Genomic DNA, 18,677 nt, shown 5'->3' with positions numbered 1-18,677 from the left:
CCCATTCGGTGGCATCCAGCCCCGCGTCCTGCCAGTATCGGGGGTGACGGAAGGAACTCGTATGTCGCCCGGGAACGTCGCCGATGCGCTGCTCCGCCGCTGGTACGTCCTGGTGGTCGCGCTGTTGCTGACGGCCGCCGGGGCGTACCACGTGCTGCGCCCCGCCCCCCAGTACGTCGGCTCCGCGGTGGTCGTCCTCAAACCGCCGGTGACGCGGAACCAGCCCAACCAGTTCACCAATCTGCAGCCGCCGCTCGCCGTGGTCTCCTACGCGGTCGTCCAGCAGCTGCAGTCCCCCGCCGGGGCCGGGGAGTTGAACGCGGCGGGCGTCCGCGGGACCTACCACCTCGTCCCCCGCAACAGCGGCACCAGCGCCACACCGCGCTACCTGATCCCTTCCCTGCAGGTGCAGTCGCAGGCGTCCGGCCCTGACGCGGCCGTCACCGCGGTGCGCCGCATCATCGGCGTCTACACCCAGCACGTCGAAGAGATGCAGACGGCCCAAGGAGTGCCCGCCGGGTCGCGGATCACCGCCTCCGTCCTGACCTCCCCGAGCGCCGCGGAGGTACAGGGCAGCAAGAGCCGGGGCCTGGCCGGCACGGCCCTGCTGGGCCTCGCCGGGGGTGTGGTCGGCGCGTTGTGGCTCGACCGGTATGTGAGGGGGCGCCGTCAGGCCGCGGCCCGACGGCACGCGGGTCCCGTTCCCGCGACCGGCTGAGCAGAACTGGTCGTTCATCAGATACCGCGCCGCTTCCACGACTCCCACCACAGCCATTCCCGCCCGCGCTCGGCCACGGCCGACCACACCAGCGGCTGCAGATACGGCATCGCCCTCGGACCGATCCGTCTGCGCAGGCGCAGCGCGCGGTACTCGGGCAGCGTCTCGTACCCCGGCAGGCACTGCTCGGCGAAGTCCACGCAGTCAGCGACCGGCACCAGCGCCGTGCGCCCCCGGTCGTAGGCACGGTAGGCCCGGCGCAGTGCGAAGCGGGCGAGCCGGGTGTGCACCTCGTGGGCCAGGCGGTCGGCCTGGGGCAGCCGGTCGGAGCACTTGGCCAGCACCGAGTCGAAGGCGAGGAGACGCTGGCGCAGGTCGTCCAGCTGACCGCCGAAGTCGGTGGTGGACATGTTCTTGCCGTGGACGCGGTAGAAGGCCTGGTCGGCGCCGCGTACGTAGCCGACGTCGGCGTGTGCGGCGAGCCGCATCCACATCTCGATGTCGCCGGCGTGGGGAAGCGCCGGGTCGTAGCCGCCGACCGTGCGCTGCAGGCTGGTGCGGACGACGACCTCCGGCGAGGTGATGCAGCCGGTGCCCTCGCGGAAGCGCCGCTCGAGCCACCACTGGCCGGGGTAGACGACCGAACCCGTGCTCCGCGTACGGGCCTTGGGCAGCGGGCCGCCGTGCTGGAAGCGCAGGGGACGCCCGTAGGCGAATCCCGCCTCGGGGTGGGCGTCCAGGAGTGCGGCGGCCCGTACCAGCGCGCCCGGGACCAGCCGGTCGTCGGCGGACAGGAGGGCGACGTAGTCGCCGTCGGCCCACTCCAGGAGGCCCTCGTTGTAGGTGGCGATGTGGCCCTTGTTGGTTGCGTGGACGCGGACCTCGATACGCGGGTCGGCGGCGGCCAGTTTGTGTGCGGTCTCCGCCGAGTCGTCGGGCGAGGCGTCGTCGATGATGAGCACCCGGACGTCGACGCCGTTCTGCTCGTCCAGGACACTGCTGACGCAGTCGGCGAGGAAATGGCCGTACTTGTAGCAGGGGATCACAACACTGACGGTGCTCATCGGTGGGCAAGCCAATCCCCGCCGGCGGCCCCCGAGCTGGGCGGAGGCCACCGACGGTGTTCGGGTCGGTCAGTTCTTCTTCTTGCGGACGGTCGTGCTGGTCAGGGTCCAGCTGCGGGACGTCACCGTGTGGTGGTGCTTGTCCCGGGCCGTGACCGTGACCGTGAACCGTGTGCCGTCCGGCAGCGGGGCGGACAGGTGGACGGACACCTTGTGGCCGGCCCGGTCGTAGGAGGTGACGGCTGTGACGTGGAGCTTCCTGGCGGCGGCCGCCTGGGGGCCCGGCAGGATCGTCACGGTCGCGTCGACGGAGGACACGGACTTGTCGGTGACGGCCATGACGAGGGCGCTCCCCGCGTCGGCGGTGTGTGTCACCGAGGACGCGGTCACCTCCGAGGCGGTGGCCGTCGCCAGAGACCCGCTGGGATTGTCGGCGGTGAAGACCGGGCCGACCCAGTAGTTCGCGGATCCGTACGAGCTGTTGGGGAAGGCCGAGTCGGCGCCGTACCGGTAGAGCCCGTTGTGGTGCGCGGTGGTGTCGGCGGTGGCGGTCAGCGGATACGACTGGTGGGCTGCCGCGAAATAGCCGCCGTCCACCGCGTAGTTGCCGTTGGGCGCGTGGTAGGAGACGACGTACGGGGTGCCGGCGGTGATGGCCACCGGGGTGGCGAAGGTCAGCTGCTGCCAGCCGGAGGCCGTCTCGCCGGTGAAGGTGCCGGTGGCGAGGAGCGTGCCGTCGTCGGCCCACAGGCTGCCGGTGTGGGTGCCCGTGTTGCCGGTGCCCTTGTAGAAGGTGACGCCGGTGACCCAGCCGTTCGCCGAGGACGTGAACCGGGTGCCCAGCTCGACGGAGTTGGCGTCACCGGTCATGTCGGTGGTGGCCGGCACGGCGGAGGAACTCCACAGCGTGCAGGGGCAGGTGACCGCGGGCGGGGTGGAACTGGTGGTGAAGGACCAGGTCACCGGGTCCGCCATGGCGTTGCCCCAGACGTCGGAGCCCTGGACGGACGCGGTGTACGCGGTGTGCAGTGCCAGCTCCGTCGACGGGGTGAAGGTCGCCTTGTTCGACGCTGGGAGGGTGATGGCCCCCGGGACGGAGTTGCCGGCCGGGTCCTTCAGAGAGAACGTCAGGCTGTCGGGGTCGACGGCAGAGCTGAAGGTGGCCGACACCGGGGCCGTGATCGACGCGTCGGTCGCCCCGGAGGTCGGGGAGGTGGCGGTGACGGTGGGCGGGGTCGTGCTGGCCGTCGAGGTGTCCAGCACCACGTCGACCCAGTAGTTGCTGCCGGAGGACTGCGAGGACGGGAAGGCGCTGGTCGAGCCGTAGTGGTAGACGCCGTTGCCGCCGTCTGTGCCGGACTTCAGCGCGGTGAGCGGAGCCAGGCCCGCGTCAGCGGAGGTGAAGTAGCCACCGTCGTAGGAGTATCCGCCGTTGGGCGCGAAGTACGAGGCGACGTAGGTGGTGTTGGCCTTGACGCTCACGGGGGTGGCGAAGTTCAGCTGCTGCCAGCCGGAGGCCGTCTCGCCCGTGAAGGTGCCGGTGGCCAGGCGGGTGCCGGAGGCGCTCCACAGGCTGCCGGTGTGGGTTCCGGTGTTGGCGGGCGACTTGTAGAAGCGGACGGCGGTGATGGAACCGGCCGCCGTGGTACGGAACTTGACGCCGAGCTCCACCGAGCTGCCGTCGCCCGCGTTGACGGTGCCGGGTACGGCCGAGGCCGGGAAGACGGTGCACGGGCAGGCCTGGGGGCCGACGGTCACCGGGACCGTGGTGACGGCGCCGATGTTGACGCTGTCGTCGACGGCGCGGACCTTGATGGACGCGGTGCCCGGGGCCGTCGGGGTCCAGCTGTAGCTCCAGGACGCGAGGCCCTTGGCTGCCTTCCAGGTGGTTCCGCCGTCAGTGGACACCTCCACGCGGGCCACCACGCCCCCGCCGGAGTCGGTGGCGGTGCCGGTGATGGTGACCGGCTTCAGCGCCGGGACGGTGACACCTGAGGCGGGGCTCGACACGGTGATCGCGGGGCCGGTGGTGTCGGTGGAGGCCCCGGCCGCGACGAGGTTGCTCTGCAGGGTCAGCGGCTGGACGCCCATGTCGGCGAGGATGTTCACCGTCGCCTGCTGCATACGGGAGTCCTCGGTGACCACCGTGTCGGCGGGGTTGTAGGTCGGGACGTTGGTCAGGCCCCACGACCACTGCACGGTCCCCGACCCGAACACCAGGGCCCCGGAGTCCTGGTCGCGGAACTCGACCAGGTTGTGCGTCGCCGTGCCGTTGCCGTACACGTTGCCCCAGTCCATGCGGAGCTTGCCGTCGTTGACGTCCACCGTCGTGGACGACACGTCGATGGCGCCGGCGGGTCTGGTGCTGTTGTCGACGTCGCTGTCCCACTCGTAGCCGAGGGTGCCCGTCGGGAAGGTGGCGGTCTGGCCGGCGGTGAGGTTCGCGATGGAGGTGTTGCGCCAGATCCGGTTCCTGCCGTAGGAGCCGGGGACCGTGATCGCGTCGCTGCGGTAGCCGTTCACCTGGAACATGGAGCCGGTGAGGATGTTCGGCGGCTGGTAGGTCTGTCCGTACTGGGTGCTGGTCGGGTCCATCCAGGTGCCGGTCCAGATGCCGCTGGGGTCGGCGACGCCGTTGTTCTGCGCCATCTTGGTCATCTTGTAGCAGACCAGGGTCCGGTCCGCCGTGTTCGTGCCGTCGTTGCTCGGGGCGAGCCGGGTCTTCCAGAAGACCTCGTTGCCACTGAAGAAGGCCTCCCGCACGTCGGCCTTCCGGGCCGCCAGGACGTTGGAGTACTGGCTCTGCGTCCAGTACTCGTCATGGCCGGAGGACATGTACACCTTGTGCTTCTCCAGCAGGGTGGCACCGCTGGTCGACGACACGTCCACGCCGGACAGATAGCTGACGTCGTAGCCGTTGCGCTCCAGCCAGGACAGCATCATGTACTCGGAGCCGTAGATGCCGTTGTCGCCGCCGATGTCCAGCGGCCGGTTGTAGCTGACCTCGTAGGCGCGGCCGTCCGGCGCGGGCCCGGCGCCGCCGTAGAGGTCCTGGCCGCCGTAGTGGTTGTAGGCCTGCCAGGTCTGGTCGCTGGTCTGTACGACGACGTCGGAGGTGCTGGAGTCCTTGCGGACGACGAACGGGTACGGCATGAGGCCGTTGCCGTCCGTCTGCGACAGGTTCGCGACGTACAGGCCGGACACGGCGTCGCTGGGCACCGTCCAGCTCGCGGTCACCGGCCAGTTGCCGCAGTCGACCAGGCCGGTGCTGCTCTTGGTGGTACAACTCGCCGGTTTGGTGAGGTAGTTGGCCGGATAGGTCACGGCCGCCTGGGCCGCGGTGGACAGCTCGCGCGCGCCGTCGCCGCCGTACCAGCCCAGCCGGTAGATCTCGATGTGGTACGGGACCTTCGACTGGACCTTGAACTGGACGGTGTCGCCGGCCTGGACGCTCTCCTTGGTGGAGAAGCCCTGGATGTCGCCGTACGCGTTGGGCGAGAACCAGTCGGACTTGGGGCTGCCCGGCTTGGAGTTCTCGCAGACGACCGGGTTCGAGCCCGTGCCGCACGGATCGGATGCCGCCTGGGCGGTCGCGGCCTGCGGGAGCACCGCCCAAATCAGTGCTGCCACGACGGCGAGGCGGCCGCCCCGGAGCCGTCTGCTCCATCTGTTCATGTGTACCTCTCAGCGGTGCTGTGCAGGACCGGCCCGTGCGGCCGGGGTGGAGCGTGAAGTCCGGGACCGGTCAGCTGCCCAGCGCGTCGGCGAGCGTGTGCACGACGCGCTGCTGCTGGTCGGGGGTGATCTGCGGGAAGAGCGGCAGCGACAGGATCCCTTCCGCCGCCTTCTCGGCGTTCGGGAAGGCGCCGCGGGAGTGGCCGAGATGGCGGTACGCCGGCGTGAGGTGGACCGGGGCGGGATAGTGCACCCCCGCGCCGATGCCCTCCGCGTTGAGCTTGCCGACGACGGCGTCGCGGTCCGCGCCGGTGACCTGGACGACGTACAGGTGCCACACGTGGACGTTGCCGGGCGCCGTCGCCGGGAGCACGACTCGCCCGGCGGCCGCCAGGTCGGCGAGCAGCGCGTCGTAGCGGGCCGCGGCTGCCCGGCGGGCCGCGTTGCCGTCCGCCAGCCGTGCCAGCTTCGCCCGCAGGACGACGGCCTGCAGCCCGTCCAGACGGCTGTTGAAGCCGGGTACGTCGTGGCGGTACTTGGCGATGCCGCCGTGGTTGGCGATCGCGCGCACCAGGCCGGCCAGTTCCTCGTCGTCGGTCAGCACCGCGCCCGCGTCGCCGTACGCGCCGAGGTTCTTGCCCGGGTAGAAGCTGGTGGCCGCGATGCCGCCGCTGCCGGGCGACCGGCCGTCGCGGGTCGCACCCTGGCACTGGGCGGCGTCCTCAACGACCTTTACACGGTCGGGCAGTTGGCCGGCCAACTCCGGCACGTCGGCCATCTGTCCGTAGAGGTGGACGGGTACGACCGCGCGAGTGGCCGGGCCGACCGCGTCCAGCGCCGCCTGAGGGTCGAGCAGGTAGGTGTCGGGCCGGCAGTCCGCGAGGACCGGTCGCGCACCGGTCCTCGCCACCGCGCCCGCGGTGGCGATGAAGGTGTTGGCGGGTATCACGACCTCGTCGCCGGGCCCCACCCCGTGTGCGCGGAGGGCGAGTTCGACGGCGTCCGTGCCGTTGGCGACGCCCACGCAGTGCGCGACACCGCCGAAGTCCGCGTATGCGTTCTCGAATCGGCGGACCTCGTCGCCTCCGATGAACGCGGTGCCGGCCAGGATCCGTTCGAATCCGGCCCGTACCTCGTCGGCCACTTCCTCGTGGGCCGCCTTGAGGTCCACGAGCGGAATCTGGTTCATGTCAGCGGTCCCCCCACTGTTCGCGTCGCACGTCCTGTTCGCGTCGCTAGTTCGTCGAGCGCGGGCGTGTCCGCCGCGCGCAGCCGCCGGGCCGGGCTCCCCACCCAGACCTCGCCCGGCGGAACGTCGCCGAGCACGCTGCTCCCCATCCCGATCAGCGACCACGCGCCGACCGTCGTGCCCTCCCGGACCAGCGCCCCGGAGCCGACATAGGCGCCCCGCTCCAGCCGAACGCCCCCACCCAGGCGGACGCCGGAGGCGAGGGTGGCGCAGTCCTCGACCACGTCGTCATGGGTGAGGACGACCTGCGGCATCACCGCGACATGCGCGCCCACCCGTACGGCGGCGGTCAGGACGCAGTGCGCGAGCAGGACCGAGCCGGGGCCGACCTCACAGGTCGCCGACACCGCCGCCGTCGGGTGGATCACGGTGGCGTAGCGGTTCGCGGACAGGCCGAGCCTGCGGACCAGCCGGGCGCGGGCCGCGTAGTCCCTGGGGTTGCCCACGCAGACCACCACCCCGGCGTCGGGCAGGTCGTGGACCAGGTCGCAGCCGCCGAGTACGGGGACGGAGTCCACCTCGGTGCCGTGCAGGGCGGGGTTGTCGTCCAGGTGCCCGAGCAGCCTGCACTCGCCCGCGTCCCGTACGGCCTGTGCGGTCTCCCGGGCGAACCCGCCCGCGCCGACGATCAGCAGCCCGTTCATCTTCGGGCCTGTTCGCGCAGTGCCGTCACGACGCGGTCCTGCTGGGCCTCGGTCATCGTGTGGAACAGCGGCAGGATCAGCGAGTCGCGGGTGATCCGCTCGGTGACCGGCAGCGGAGCGCAGGGGTGGCTCGCGTAGGCGGGTTCGAGGTGCGCGGCCATGATCCCGCGCCGGGCGGAGACCCCGGCCTCGGCGAGCGCGGCGAGCAGGTCGTCCCGGCCGACGGGGAAGTCCTCGTCCAGCAGTACCCAGTAGGACTGGAAGTTGCTCTGGCCGTGCGCGGGGTCGCGTACGGGGGTGAGGCCGGGGACGTCGTGCAGCAACGTGTCGTAGCGGGCCGCCAGTTCACGGCGGCGGGCGATCATCGCGTCGAGCTTGCCGAGCTGGACCAGGCCGATCGCGGCCTGGACGTCCGTCATCCGGTAGTTGTAGCCGACTTCCAGGTAGCTCTCCAGGACCGGCTTGTTGCTCGCATGGCGCTCGGCCGCCGAGGCGTTCATCCCGTGCTCGCGCAGCCGGCGCAGGCGTGCCGCCCACTCGGGGTCATCGGTGGTGATCATGCCGCCCTCGCCCGTGGTGACCAGCTTGCGGGGGTGGAAGGACCAGGCGGCGAGCAGTGCGCCGTGCCCGACGGGCTTGCCGCCGACCGTGGAGCCGATGGCGCAGGCCGCGTCCTCGACCAGGGGCAGGTCCCAGTCGGCGCAGGCGGAGCGCAGGGCGTGCACGTCGGCCGGTACGCCGCCCTGGTGGACGGCGAGGACGGCCCTGGTGCGAGGGGTGCGGACCGCGTCGACGGTGGCCGGGGTCAGGTTGCCGGAGGCGAGGTCGACGTCGGCGAAGACGGGCTGGGCGCCGACATACCGTATGGCGTTGGCGGTGGCGATGAAGGACAGCGAGGGCACCACGACCTCGTCGCCGGGGCCAAGACCGAGCGCGACCAGCGACAGGTGCAGGGCGGTGGTGCAGGAGCTGACCGCGATGCCGTGTTCGGCGCCCACCCTCTCCGCGAAGGCCCGCTCGAAGGCGGCGACCCGGGGCCCTTGGGCGACCCATCCGGACAGCACCGCCTCGGAGGAGGCCCGGGCCTCCTCCTCACCGAGCCAGGGGATCATCACCGGGATGCGGTCGGTGCTCACTTGGCCGCCTTCCGCTCTGCGCGCCACCACTCGACCAGGTCCCGCAGCCCGGTACGCAGGTCGATCCGCGCGGTGAACCCGAGCCGTTCGGCGGCCTGAGTGGTGTCCGCGAGGCGCCGGGTCACCCCGTTCACCGCGCGGGCGGGGCCGTGCACCGGCTCCAGGCCCTGTGCCCCCATCGCCTCCAGCAGGCCCTCGGCGAGTTCCTTCAGCGAAGTCTCCGTACCGCTGGCGATGTTGAAGACCTCGTCGGTGAGATCCGACTCGGCGGCGAGCACATTGGCCCGGGCGATGTCGCGGACGTCGACGAAGTCCATGGTCTGCGTGCCGTCGCCGAGGATCAGGGGGGGCTCGCCGGCCTCGATGCGCTCCATCCAGCGGATGAGCACCTCGGTGTAGAGGCCGTGGATGTCCATCCGGGGGCCGTAGACGTTGAAGTAGCGCAGCGCCACGTAGTCCAGGCCGTACATGGCGTGGAAGCTGCGCAGCATGCCCTCGTTGAAGGCCTTCGCCGCGCCGTAGAAGGTGTCGTTGTTGTACGGGTGGTGGCGCTCGGTCGTCGGGAAGGTCTCGGCCATGCCGTAGACGGACGCCGAGGAGGAGGCGATCACCTTGGCGACCCCGGCCTCGGCCGCCGCCTCCAGGACGTTGAAGGTGCCGTCGACCAGGACCTCGTTGGCCAGCCGGGGCTCCTCCGCACACTGGGTGATACGGATGGCGGCGAGGTGGAACACCAGGTCGGAGCCCTCGGTGACCTTCCGTACGGTCGCGGCGTCGCGGACGTCGCCCTCGACGATGTCCACGACGCCGCTGGGCAGGGCCCGGGCGAGGTTGGCCCGCCGCCCGCGCACGAGGTTGTCGAGTACGACGATCTCGCGGGCGCCGCCCTCGGCCAGGAGGTCGACGAGGTTGGAGCCGATGGTGCCCGCTCCCCCGGTGACCAGGATCTTCTTGCCGCGTACGCTGCTCAACTGCCTTGCCCTCTCAGGGAATCGGATACGCTGAATGGGGTGCGCTCAACGTCCGGCGCGCAGGCCGACGACCGCGCCCTTGAATTCCAGGCTGCGGGACGCCGCCTCGAGGATGTCCAGCACCCGGAGGCCCGCCCGGCCGTCGGTCAGGGGCGCCCGGCCCTGCCCGATCGCGTCGCCGAACTCGTCGACCATGCCGCGCAGCGCCTCCTTCTCGCCGATGGCGGGCGCGACCATGTCTCCGGAGCGGTACGAGACGAGCATGTCCCGGCGCTCGTCGTCGCCGATCTCCTGGGGCGAGGCCAGGTCCACGCCCCGGTCGTAGACGGCCACCCGCTGCAGGGGGTTGAGGTCGTCCCAGATCAGGGTGCGTTTGGCGCCGCCCACCATGGTGGTGCGCACCTTGGTCGGGGACAGCCAGTTGACGTGCACGTGGGCGATGGCGCCGGTGTTGAGCGTGAGCGTCAGGTAGGCCACGCAGGCCTGTCCGGCGCCGATCGGGTCGGCGCCGTGGGCGGCGACGGCGACCGGCTCGACGTTGTCGGGAAGGATGAAGTCCAGGATCGACAGGTCGTGCGGGGCGAGGTCCCACAGGACGTCGATGTCCTTCTGGACGAGGCCGAGGTTGATCCGGACCGAGTCCACGAAGTGGATCTCGCCGAGTTCGCCGGAGCGGACGAGTTCCCGGATGCGGCCGACGGCGGGGGTGTAGCAGTAGGTGTGGTCGCACATCAGGGTGAGCCCGCGCTCCTCCGCCTCGGTCACCAGGCGCACCCCGTCGGCGTAGGTCGCCGCGAGCGGCTTCTCCACGAGGACGTGCTTGCCGGCGCGCAGGGCGGCCAGGGCGATGTCGAGGTGGGTGCCGGCGGGCGTGGCCACCGCGACCGCGTCCACGGAGGGGTCGGCGAGGACGGCCGCGTAGTCCGCGGTGGCCTCGACCGTCGAGTAGGCGCCGAGGACCCGCTGGGCCCGGTCCACGTCGAGGTCGCACAGCAGGCGCAGCCGGAACCGCTCGCTGGCCTGGAAGTTGCGGACGAGGTTGGGGCCCCAGTAGCCGGCCCCGACGACCGCCACCCCCAACGGCTGCGTGGTCTGCGTCACTTGGTTCCTCTCCCCTTGGTCCATCGGTGGGCGGTCCATCGGTGGGCGGTTCGTTCGCGGGCGGTCCGTTCGCAGGCTCATCAGTAGGCCCCCGTTCCCCGCACCACCGCGGACCCGGTGCGCAGCAGGATCGACAGGTCGAGGCTCATGGACCAGTTGTCCACGTATCCGAGGTCGAGCCGGACGGCCTCGTCCCAGGGCAGGTCGGAGCGGCCGCTGACCTGCCAGAGTCCGGTGAGCCCGGGCTTGACGAGCAGCCGGCGTTTGATGTCCGGCGTGTACTCCTCGACCTCTTCGGGCAGCGGCGGGCGGGGGCCTACGAGCGACATGTGGCCCTTGACGACGTTGAGCAGTTGCGGCAGTTCGTCGAGCGAGCTGCGGCGCAGGAGGGAGCCGACCCGGGTGATCCGCGGGTCTTCCTTCACCTTGAACAGCAGGCCGTCGCTGTTCTGGTTGAGGTGCTCCAGTTCCGCCCGCAGGGCCTCCGAGTCCGGCCGCATCGTACGGAACTTCAGCATGGTGAAGTGGTCGCCGTACCGGCCCACCCGCTGCTGTCTGAACAGGGCGGGCCCGGAGCTGTCCAGCCGGACGATCAGGGCGATCAGCAGCATGGGCAGCGCGAGGAGCAGCAGGAGCGCCGCCGCGAGCGTGCGGTCCAGCAGTTCCTTGGGCAGGCGGGAGGTCCGCGAGAGGTTCGGTGCCTGGATCCGCAGCAGCGGCACCCCGTTGGCGGGCCGTACCACCAGCCGGGAGGCGGACACGTCGGCCAGCACGGGGGCCAGCAGGAAGTCGACGCCCTGCGCGGCCGCCGTCCAGCCCATCCGGCGCAGGGCGGAGGCGTCGGTCCCGGGTACCGGCAGCGCCACGACGGTGCTGACGCCCAGGGCCCGGACGACGTCGTTCATGTCACCGATGCCGCCGAGGACGGGGAGCCCCAACTTGCGGATCTCCGCGGCGTTTTGCGGATCACTCAGGCACACACCGGCGGCCTGCAGTTCCTGTACGCCGCCGCGCCGCAGCACGGCGACCAGTTCCACTATGCCCCGTGAGGGCCCGACCAGCAGGGTCGTGCTCCGGTCCCGGCCTCGCGTCCACCGGCGGTGCAGCCGGCGGCGCAGCGTGTAGCGGACCGGCAGGGCGATCGCGGCGGCCGGCACCGCGGCCACGCTCATGTCATGAAGGAGGCCCGAATCGCGCGTGAACAGCCAGTACGCGAGGGCGGCCAGGGCCGGCAGGGCGACGGCTCCGCGCAGCACCCGGCGGTATTCCTCGCTGCCCAGGCCGAGGGCACTGCGATCGTAGGAGCGATGGGCCAGCATCGCCACGATCCATGTCGGGGGCAGCGCCAGGGCCACTGCCCAGCGGCCGTACGCCCCGTGGATCACTAAGGCCGCGGCAACGGCGGCGAGGCCGTCCGCGACCAGCAGGACTGTCCGGTACTTCCGTTCCCAGCGTCTTCGGCGAGCTTCCGGACGTCTGTGTTCCACGACCAGTTGCTCATGCGTGACCTCAATGGTCATGTCCCCCCACCACATGCGCGGCTCCCCCTGGCCGAACGCAACAGGACCTGCGGTCGCATGTGCGCAGCCAGGGCTGGATCGGCACCGCATGTGTCTCCTCCACACAGCGGCACCGAAAAAGACGAGGAAGCCCTCAGCGGTTCCCCAACCGCCTCATGCTTCCTGCATGTTGGTTACTGCCTGTTTCGCATCCGGTTCACGACGCCGCACCTTGACGTACCGTCAAGGGCAAGTACCCCTCCCAAACCGGTCCGGCGGACCTCAATCTAGACCACGGGACGCAGTCACGGGAACAGTTGGACGGAACACACAGCGCAATGGCGACTTCGAGGCCATACTGCCCGGGTGACGAGCATCGTGATCCCGGCCCACAACGAGGCGCGCGTCATCGGCCGGCTCCTCGATTCGCTGCTGGCCGACTCCTTTGAGGTCGAGGAGGACGAGGAGGACGAGACCGACATCGTGGTCGTCTGCAACGGCTGCACGGACGACACCGCCCGGATCGCCGCCGCCCGCGGCCCGCGCGTCCGGGTGGTCGAGATCCCCGTCCCTTCCAAGCACGCCGCCCTGCGGTCGGGTGACGACCACGCGCGCGGCTTCCCGCGTCTCTACGTGGACGCCGACGTCGTGATCACCGCTGCCGACGTACGGGCGCTGACCGAGCCCCTGAGCGACGATGACTCGGGCATCCTCGCCACCGCTCCCGAACGGCGGATCCCGCTAACCGCCTGTGCCTGGCGGGTGCGTGCCTACTACCAGGTGTGGCAGCGGCTCCCGGCCGTACGCGAGGGGCTGTTCGGGCGGGGCGTGATCGCGGTGTCCAAGGCCGGACAGGCCCGGATCGCCGCGCTGCCGCCGCTGATGGCCGACGACCTGGCCGCGTCCCTGGCGTTCGCCCCGGAGGAGCGGCTCGTGGTCGGCGCGGCCAGTGTCGTGATCCAACCGCCGCGCACCTGGCGGGACTTGATCAAGCGGCGCATCCGGGCCGCGGTGTCCACCGCCCAGGTCGAGCAGCATCACCGGCCGGGAGCGGCCTCGGCGCGCACGAGCAAGGCGGATCTGAGGGCCCTGATCCGCAGGGAGCCGAGGCTCTTCGCGGGTGTCGTGGTCTTCGTCGTGGCGGCGATCGCCGCCCGGCGGGGGGCCGAAAGAGCCATCAGGGCACAGGACTTCGGCACCTGGCTGAGGGACGAGAGCAGCCGGCAGAACTGACCGCACCGCACCTGGAGCCTTGTCTTGTATCTCACCGACCGCTCCGCACCTGTCCAGGCGGGCACCGACCGGCGCCGAAGACGCGGCCCGGGGCCGAAGGTCGCCCCGGTCGTGCTCGCGCTGGGCACGGTCAGCCTGATCACGGACGTCTCCTCGGAGATGGTCACCGCCGTCCTGCCGCTCTACCTGGTCACCACCCTCGGCTTCAGCCCGCTGGGATTCGGCACCCTCGACGGCGTGTACAACGGCGTCAGCGCGCTGGTCCAGCTCACCGGCGGTCACCTCGCCGACCGGGTTCGGGGCCACAAGCTGCTGGCCGGGCTCGGCTACGGTCTGTCCGCGCTGTGCAAGCCGCTGCTCCTGTTCGCCGGCAGCCTCGGCACGTTCGGCACGGTGCTGGCGCTGGAACGGACCGGCAAGGGCCTGCGCACCGCGCCACGGGACGCGATGATCTCCCTGTCCACGCCGGCCGAGAACCAGGGCCGGGCCTTCGGTGTGCACCGGGCGATGGACACCACCGGCGCGATGCTCGGTCCGCTGGCGGCCTTCCTCATCCTGCGCGCGGCCGCCGACGGTTACGACGCCGTGTTCGGCGTGAGCGCGTGCGTCGCCGCGCTCGGTGTGGTGGTGCTGGTGCTCTTCGTACCCGGCGGGCAGCGGGGCAGGGGCGGCGGACGGCAAGGCCCGCAGACGGAGGAAGCGGGCCTGACGTACGCATCCGAGGGGACCGACCATGGGGAGGTGAGGGGCGGCAGGCCGCCCGTCCGCGTGCGCGAGGTGCTGGCGCTGCTGCGCCTGCCACGGCTGCGGGCGCTCGCCGGCTGTGCCGCGCTGCTCGGCCTGACCACCGTCAGCGACGCCTTCGTGTATCTGCTCCTGCAGCGCCGGACGGGTGTCGGCGAGGAGTGGTTCACGCTGCTGCCGCTGGGTACGGCCGTCGTGTTCCTGCTGCTGGCCGTGCCCGTCGGCGCGCTGGCCGACCGGGTCGGGCGGCGCTCCGTGTTCCTCGCCGGGCACGTGGGTCTGCTCACGGCCTACGCCCTCCTGCTGTGGGCCCCGGGCACACCGCTCCTCGCCCCTGTCGTCCTCGCCCTGCACGGCACGTTCTACGCGGCCACCGACGGTGTGCTCCCGGCCGCCCTCGCGGGCCTCGTGCCCGAGCACCTGCGCGCCAGCGGCCTGGCCGTCGTCGGCACCAGCCAGGCGCTGGCCCGGTTCTGCTGCTCACTGGCCTTCGGCGCCGCCTGGACGGCGTGGGGAGACGGCCCGGCGCTGGCCGGCTCGGCGGTCGGCCTGCTGTGCTGTGCGGCCGTCGCGGCCGTGGTGCTGCGGCCGGCCGGCGGAACCCGATGACCACTACAGCCACAAGGATCCGGATGACATCGCTGCGCCGCCGTCTGCTGATACTCGTCGCGGCGGTCCTGCTGCTCGCGGGCCTGGGCACCGGCCTGGTCCTGCACGCCGCGGACCGCGCGGACCGGGCGAACCAGTCGCAGTCGGGCGGTCCGGCCGTCCGCGCGGGCAGGCTCACACTCGACCAGAAGGGCCGGCTGGCCTTCCTCAACGCGACCCCCGGCCCGCACCGCACCGCGGTCGCCTCGGTACCGTCCACGGACCCGGAGGGCGGGCGGACCGCCTCGGGCCTGAAGTGCGCGCGCTTCTACGCGGCCGCCGGTACGGGCATCTGCCTGCAGTCCAACCCCGGTGTCCTCAAGCAGAGCAACCGCGCGCTGCTGCTGGACGCGGGCCTGCGCACCCGGCGCACCTACCCGCTCGCGGGCACCCCCAGCCGGGCCCGGGTGTCGCCCAGCGGCCGCTTCGTCGCCTGGACCGTATTCGTCTCCGGCGAGTCCTATTCCTCCGCCTTCTTCTCCACCCGGACCTCGATCCTGGACACCCGCACCATGGGGCTGACTCCCAGCCTGGAGACGTTCTCCGTCGTCAAGGACGGCAAGCCCTACCACGCCTCGGACATCAACTTCTGGGGCGTCACCTTCGCCGCCGACGACGACACCTTCTACGCCACCCTCAACAGCTCCGACAAGACCTACCTGGTCCGTGGTTCGATCTCCCGGCACACGGTCACCACCCTCGTCGAGAACGTGGAGTGCCCGTCGCTGTCCCCCGACGGGACCCGCGTCGCCTTCAAGAAGCGTGTGTTGTCCCGTACCGACCTCTGGCACGAGTACGTCCTCGACCTGCGCACCCTGCGCGAGACGGCGCTGGCCGAACGCCACAGCGTCGACGACCAGGCCGCCTGGCTCGACAACCACACCGTCGCCTACGCGCTGCCCGCCAACGACAAGGTCGGCAGCAGCGACCTGTGGAGCGTGCCCGCGGACGGCTCGGGGACCCCCCGCCTGCTGATCGCCGGAGCCTCCTCGCCCGCCCCGCTGTAGAGCCGCGTGATCACTGGAAGTAGATGAGAATGCGTCCGGCGTTGCCCGTGTCGACCTCGCGCCGGACGTACAGCTTCCTGATGTGCTGCTGGTCCAGGAACGCGAGCACGCGAGACCTGAGCCGCCCGGAACCCTTGCCCGGAATGATCTCCGCAACGGGCTCGCCCGAATGGTTCGCCCTGAAGAGGAACTGACGCAGCGCCAGTTCGATGTCGCGGTTGTTGCGGAAGATCGGGTGGAGATCGAGCGACAGCATACGGAACCTCCCAGTGATGCGGCACGGCTGTCCGAGCACCGATCCATCATCGACTCGTTCCCGCCTGTCTGCTTCGATCGTACGACAATGTCGCGATGCGGAAATACAATGCCACCAAGTGGAAAAACGTGTGGGGTGGGATTGAGTATGCGGCGCCATGTGAGGATGCAGGCGCTCGGCCGCGGTCCGAGATTCGTCATTCGCGTGCTGCGCGGCCTGGCTCAGGTCATGTTCCTGGACAGTGCTGGGGCAGGCGCCGTCTTCGCCCTCGCGCTGTGGACGGCGGACTGGCGGTACGGCGCCTACGCACTGGGCGGCGCCGCCCTCGGCACCGGCGCCGCACGTCTGCTGGGCGCTCCCCATGACCGGGTGCGGGCGGGGCTGGAGGGCTTCAACTCCTGCCTGACGGCACTCTGCTTCGCCGTGTTCCTCGGCGCAGGCCGGTCGGCCACGATGGTGCTCGCGGCCGCGGCCTGCCTCGTGGTCACGGTCGTCACGGCGGCCCTGACGCGCGTGCTGCACGTCTGGGATCTGCCGACCCTGACCATGCCCTACTGCCTGCTGGCGGGCGCGGTCACCCTGGCCGCGCCCGCCTTCCGGCGGCTCTGGCCCCAGGCCCGGAGCATCGCCGCGCTGCCCCGCGCAGGCTCCGGACCCACCGTCCTGAGCTGGAACGACGTGGGAGGAGCGTTCTTCCGCAACGTGTCCCAGGTCTTCTTCCTGGAGCAGTGGTACGCGGGGGCCCTGCTGCTGGCCGGCCTCTTCCTGGCGAGCCGGGTCGCAGGGTGGGTGGCCTGCGCCGGCAGCGCGACGGGCATCCTGACGGCCTGGGCGCTCGGCACACCGGCCGCACGGATCACCGACGGCACGCTGGGCTGCAACGCGGTTCTCGTCGCGATGGCACTCTGCGGGGTGTTCCTGCCCGCCACCCGGAAGACGCTGCCGTACGCGCTGCTCGGCGCCGCGACCGCGACCGCCCTCACCCCGGCCGTCGCCGCTCTCCTCGCCCCGTCCGGCGGCCACCCGTTCACATGGCCGTTCGTGCTGACGACGCTCGGCTTCCTGGCGGCCGCCCGCTCCTTCCCGCTCATCACCACCCCCACCGCCTACCGGGCAGCCGACCGGCCCACCGCGTCACTCCACGGCGACCAGGCCACCAGGCTGACGTGGCCGCCGTGACCGCAGGAGGTCGAGGGGAGACCAGCACCGGGGGGGCAGGCCGTCTAACGCCACTCCCCCTTGGTGAGGGGTTCCACGGGGTGCTTCTCGCGTGGCATGTGGAGGCGGCGGAAGATCTCGGCCGACTCGGGGCTCTCGACCTCCGTGTCGAGCTGGACGTCCAGCTCCCGCTCGACGTCGTGGGCGGCGCCGATCAGTACGAACTCGGTGCCCTCCTGGTCGAGCAGTTCGGGCTCGGCGCTGGTGAACCGACGTCCCTCGAACCGGTCCTGATCCCGGCTCGGCAGGTCGGCCCGCTGCGGCGGAGGCGGACCGACGCCTGCCGGCGCGCCCGCCCGCGGATTCTTCACCGCGAGGATGTAGCTCGCCTCGGGCTCGATGGCCAGCTCCTTCTGGACGGCGCCCGGCTTCGCGGGCATCTCCAGTTCGTACGTCAGATGCGTGTGACCGCCGTGCCGGACGATCGCGTAGCGGCCCTCTCCCGCCGGCCTCGCCTCGGGTTGCGTCCGCTTGCCGCGCGTTCGCGTGTCGTACGTCCGCCGCTGCAGGTCCTCCGCGACGGGTTCCGGCCTGGTGGCCACCTCGTCGACGAAGCCCCAGAACCGCTCGTGTTCCGCCGGCTGGGGCAGGTACTTGCGCCCGATGACGAGGCGCCTGCTCCGGTCGCTGTCGGACGGCTGGAGGATCATGAAGAGGCGCTGGACGTCCTCGATGGCGTGAGCCTGCTCCTGCTCGACTCTGGGCCGGTACACGAAATAGATGTCGCCTCGTTCGAGGATGTCGTTCGCCATTGCCGCTCACCACCCACGCACACGATGACCGGCGAGTACCCCGTGTGCCGCAGGGCGATGGCTCCGCCCGGACAGTGACCGGATTTCTACGGACGGTGGTGTCGCGGGAGGGCGGACCGACTGCGCGGGCGACGCCTTGGAAACCGGCGCGAGCCGGCTGCGGGCCCCGGTGGCGCGGCCGCTGCCGGACGGCGGTTGGTGCCATACGGCGCGGGTACCCGAGCGCGCAGGGAGTGGCAGCAGGTGCGGGACGCGCCGGCCGCGGTCTGCGTGGCGTCCGAGGTGCCCGGCCTTGGCCGACATCCGCCGCCCCGACCTCGGCCCGGCGCCGATCGGCCTGCCCCAGGGAGCACCACCGGGAGCGAATCATGACGTCCACCGAATTCCTCGCCACCGTGCGGGAGCGCGGAGAGTACCCCGACCTCGACGAGGCGACCCGCGTCACCGAAGCCGTCCTCTGCACCCTGGGCGACCGGCTGCAGCCCACCGCGGCGGATCACCTCGCGGACCAACTGCCCCTGGAGATCGGCGGATTCGTCACCGGAGTGGGCAACACCGGACGGACCTGGGGCGTGCAGGAGTTCGTCCGCCAGGTGGCCCGGGCCGCCGCCGAGGACGAGGCGACCGCCCGGAGGGACGCGGAAGTGGTCCTCACCGCCGTGGGCAGCACCGTGTCGGGCGGTGAGCTGCACAAGCTGCTCAGCGTGCTGCCGAGCGGATACGCCGCGCTGTTCGGCCACCCCGAACTGACCTGACCGCGAG

Annotated in this window: 16 protein-coding genes; 6 read left to right on the top strand and 10 right to left on the bottom strand. The window is 71.4% G+C overall.

Translation table 11 applies throughout. From position 1 onward, the window contains the following. Nucleotides 1–61 precede the first annotated feature (61 nt). Nucleotides 62–718, top strand: a complete 657-nt coding sequence (locus ABT288_RS04660; RefSeq protein ID WP_351602738.1) for a hypothetical protein — start codon at nucleotides 62–64, stop codon at nucleotides 716–718. Nucleotides 719–735: 17 nt separating this feature from the next. Here ABT288_RS04660 and ABT288_RS04655 read toward each other — a convergent pair whose 3' ends face one another. The 8 genes from ABT288_RS04655 to ABT288_RS04620 form a co-directional block, all read right to left on the bottom strand. Beyond that, a complete protein-coding gene (locus tag ABT288_RS04655) occupies nucleotides 736–1,782 on the bottom strand; it encodes a glycosyltransferase family 2 protein (RefSeq protein WP_351602737.1) in 1,047 nt (348 codons plus the stop codon). 69 nt (nucleotides 1,783–1,851) lie between these two features. Continuing rightward, nucleotides 1,852–5,412 (bottom strand): DUF4082 domain-containing protein, encoded by a 3,561-nt coding sequence (locus tag ABT288_RS04650; RefSeq protein WP_351602736.1) that lies wholly within the window; start codon nucleotides 5,410–5,412, stop codon nucleotides 1,852–1,854. Between the two features lie 115 nt (nucleotides 5,413–5,527). Further along, nucleotides 5,528–6,646 carry a DegT/DnrJ/EryC1/StrS family aminotransferase gene (locus ABT288_RS04645; protein WP_351602735.1) on the bottom strand — a complete coding sequence of 373 codons (1,119 nt, stop codon included), beginning with the start codon at nucleotides 6,644–6,646 and terminating at the stop codon, nucleotides 5,528–5,530. After that, complete coding sequence (locus tag ABT288_RS04640; RefSeq protein WP_351602734.1) at nucleotides 6,643–7,350, bottom strand: acetyltransferase; 708 nt, start codon at nucleotides 7,348–7,350, stop codon at nucleotides 6,643–6,645. The genes ABT288_RS04645 and ABT288_RS04640 overlap by 4 nt, the downstream gene beginning before the upstream one ends. Next, entirely contained in the window at nucleotides 7,347–8,486 is a 1,140-nt protein-coding gene (locus ABT288_RS04635; RefSeq protein WP_351602732.1) for a DegT/DnrJ/EryC1/StrS family aminotransferase, read from the bottom strand. Before ABT288_RS04635 ends, ABT288_RS04640 begins: the two co-directional genes overlap by 4 nt. Continuing rightward, the gene (locus tag ABT288_RS04630; protein WP_351602730.1) at nucleotides 8,483–9,457 is read right to left on the bottom strand and encodes an NAD-dependent epimerase/dehydratase family protein; all 975 of its coding nucleotides are present in this window, start codon (nucleotides 9,455–9,457) and stop codon (nucleotides 8,483–8,485) included. The genes ABT288_RS04635 and ABT288_RS04630 overlap by 4 nt, the downstream gene beginning before the upstream one ends. Before the next feature lie 45 nt (nucleotides 9,458–9,502). Next, the gene (locus ABT288_RS04625; protein WP_351602728.1) at nucleotides 9,503–10,558 is read right to left on the bottom strand and encodes a Gfo/Idh/MocA family protein; all 1,056 of its coding nucleotides are present in this window, start codon (nucleotides 10,556–10,558) and stop codon (nucleotides 9,503–9,505) included. Nucleotides 10,559–10,638: 80 nt separating this feature from the next. After that, complete coding sequence (locus ABT288_RS04620; protein WP_351602726.1) at nucleotides 10,639–12,078, bottom strand: exopolysaccharide biosynthesis polyprenyl glycosylphosphotransferase; 1,440 nt, start codon at nucleotides 12,076–12,078, stop codon at nucleotides 10,639–10,641. Nucleotides 12,079–12,423: 345 nt separating this feature from the next. On the opposite strand from ABT288_RS04620, the gene ABT288_RS04615 reads away from it, so the two are divergent. Genes ABT288_RS04615 through ABT288_RS04605 form a run of 3 tightly spaced genes read left to right on the top strand, consistent with a single transcriptional unit; the run spans nucleotide 12,424 to nucleotide 15,689 of the window. Next, on the top strand, nucleotides 12,424–13,290 hold the full coding sequence (locus ABT288_RS04615) for a glycosyltransferase family 2 protein (protein WP_351602724.1): 867 nt from the start codon (nucleotides 12,424–12,426) through the stop codon (nucleotides 13,288–13,290). 24 nt (nucleotides 13,291–13,314) lie between these two features. Further along, nucleotides 13,315–14,643, top strand: coding sequence for an MFS transporter (locus tag ABT288_RS04610; protein WP_351602722.1), 1,329 nt, complete (start codon nucleotides 13,315–13,317; stop codon nucleotides 14,641–14,643). Nucleotides 14,644–14,666: 23 nt separating this feature from the next. Then, nucleotides 14,667–15,689: a TolB family protein gene (locus ABT288_RS04605; RefSeq protein WP_351602720.1), complete on the top strand. Its 1,023-nt coding sequence runs from the start codon at nucleotides 14,667–14,669 to the stop codon at nucleotides 15,687–15,689. A 10-nt stretch (nucleotides 15,690–15,699) separates the two neighbouring features. On the opposite strand, the gene ABT288_RS04600 is transcribed toward ABT288_RS04605, so the two are convergent. Next, entirely contained in the window at nucleotides 15,700–15,945 is a 246-nt protein-coding gene (locus tag ABT288_RS04600; protein ID WP_351602718.1) for a Smr/MutS family protein, read from the bottom strand. Nucleotides 15,946–16,110: 165 nt separating this feature from the next. Here ABT288_RS04600 and ABT288_RS04595 point away from each other — a divergent pair, with 165 nt between their 5' ends. Then, nucleotides 16,111–17,124, top strand: a complete 1,014-nt coding sequence (locus ABT288_RS04595; RefSeq protein ID WP_351602716.1) for an urea transporter — start codon at nucleotides 16,111–16,113, stop codon at nucleotides 17,122–17,124. 44 nt (nucleotides 17,125–17,168) lie between these two features. Here the strand turns inward: ABT288_RS04595 and ABT288_RS04590 are convergent, their stop codons facing one another. Continuing rightward, entirely contained in the window at nucleotides 17,169–17,915 is a 747-nt protein-coding gene (locus tag ABT288_RS04590) for a hypothetical protein (protein WP_351602714.1), read from the bottom strand. A 368-nt stretch (nucleotides 17,916–18,283) separates the two neighbouring features. Here ABT288_RS04590 and ABT288_RS04585 point away from each other — a divergent pair, with 368 nt between their 5' ends. Continuing rightward, nucleotides 18,284–18,670, top strand: coding sequence for a DUF2267 domain-containing protein (locus ABT288_RS04585; RefSeq protein ID WP_351602712.1), 387 nt, complete (start codon nucleotides 18,284–18,286; stop codon nucleotides 18,668–18,670). The last annotated feature ends 7 nt before the right edge of the window (nucleotides 18,671–18,677 follow it).

This window comes from Streptomyces sp. NPDC001093, from assembly GCF_040298985.1.
Classification (GTDB): domain Bacteria; phylum Actinomycetota; class Actinomycetes; order Streptomycetales; family Streptomycetaceae; genus Streptomyces.
Note: the sequence above shows the minus strand (reverse complement) of the source record. Positions and strands in the feature narration are given on the sequence as shown.

Coding starts and splice junctions, on each gene's coding strand:
- ABT288_RS04655 (WP_351602737.1), bottom strand. CDS start 1,782: ATGAGCACCGTCAGTGTTGTGATCCCCTGCTACAAGTACGGCCATTTC.
- ABT288_RS04595 (WP_351602716.1), top strand. CDS start 16,111: ATGCAGGCGCTCGGCCGCGGTCCGAGATTCGTCATTCGCGTGCTGCGC.
- ABT288_RS04600 (WP_351602718.1), bottom strand. CDS start 15,945: ATGCTGTCGCTCGATCTCCACCCGATCTTCCGCAACAACCGCGACATC.
- ABT288_RS04640 (WP_351602734.1), bottom strand. CDS start 7,350: ATGAACGGGCTGCTGATCGTCGGCGCGGGCGGGTTCGCCCGGGAGACC.
- ABT288_RS04660 (WP_351602738.1), top strand. CDS start 62: ATGTCGCCCGGGAACGTCGCCGATGCGCTGCTCCGCCGCTGGTACGTC.
- ABT288_RS04605 (WP_351602720.1), top strand. CDS start 14,667: ATGACATCGCTGCGCCGCCGTCTGCTGATACTCGTCGCGGCGGTCCTG.
- ABT288_RS04590 (WP_351602714.1), bottom strand. CDS start 17,915: ATGGCGAACGACATCCTCGAACGAGGCGACATCTATTTCGTGTACCGG.
- ABT288_RS04620 (WP_351602726.1), bottom strand. CDS start 12,078: ATGACCATTGAGGTCACGCATGAGCAACTGGTCGTGGAACACAGACGT.
- ABT288_RS04585 (WP_351602712.1), top strand. CDS start 18,284: ATGACGTCCACCGAATTCCTCGCCACCGTGCGGGAGCGCGGAGAGTAC.
- ABT288_RS04645 (WP_351602735.1), bottom strand. CDS start 6,646: ATGAACCAGATTCCGCTCGTGGACCTCAAGGCGGCCCACGAGGAAGTG.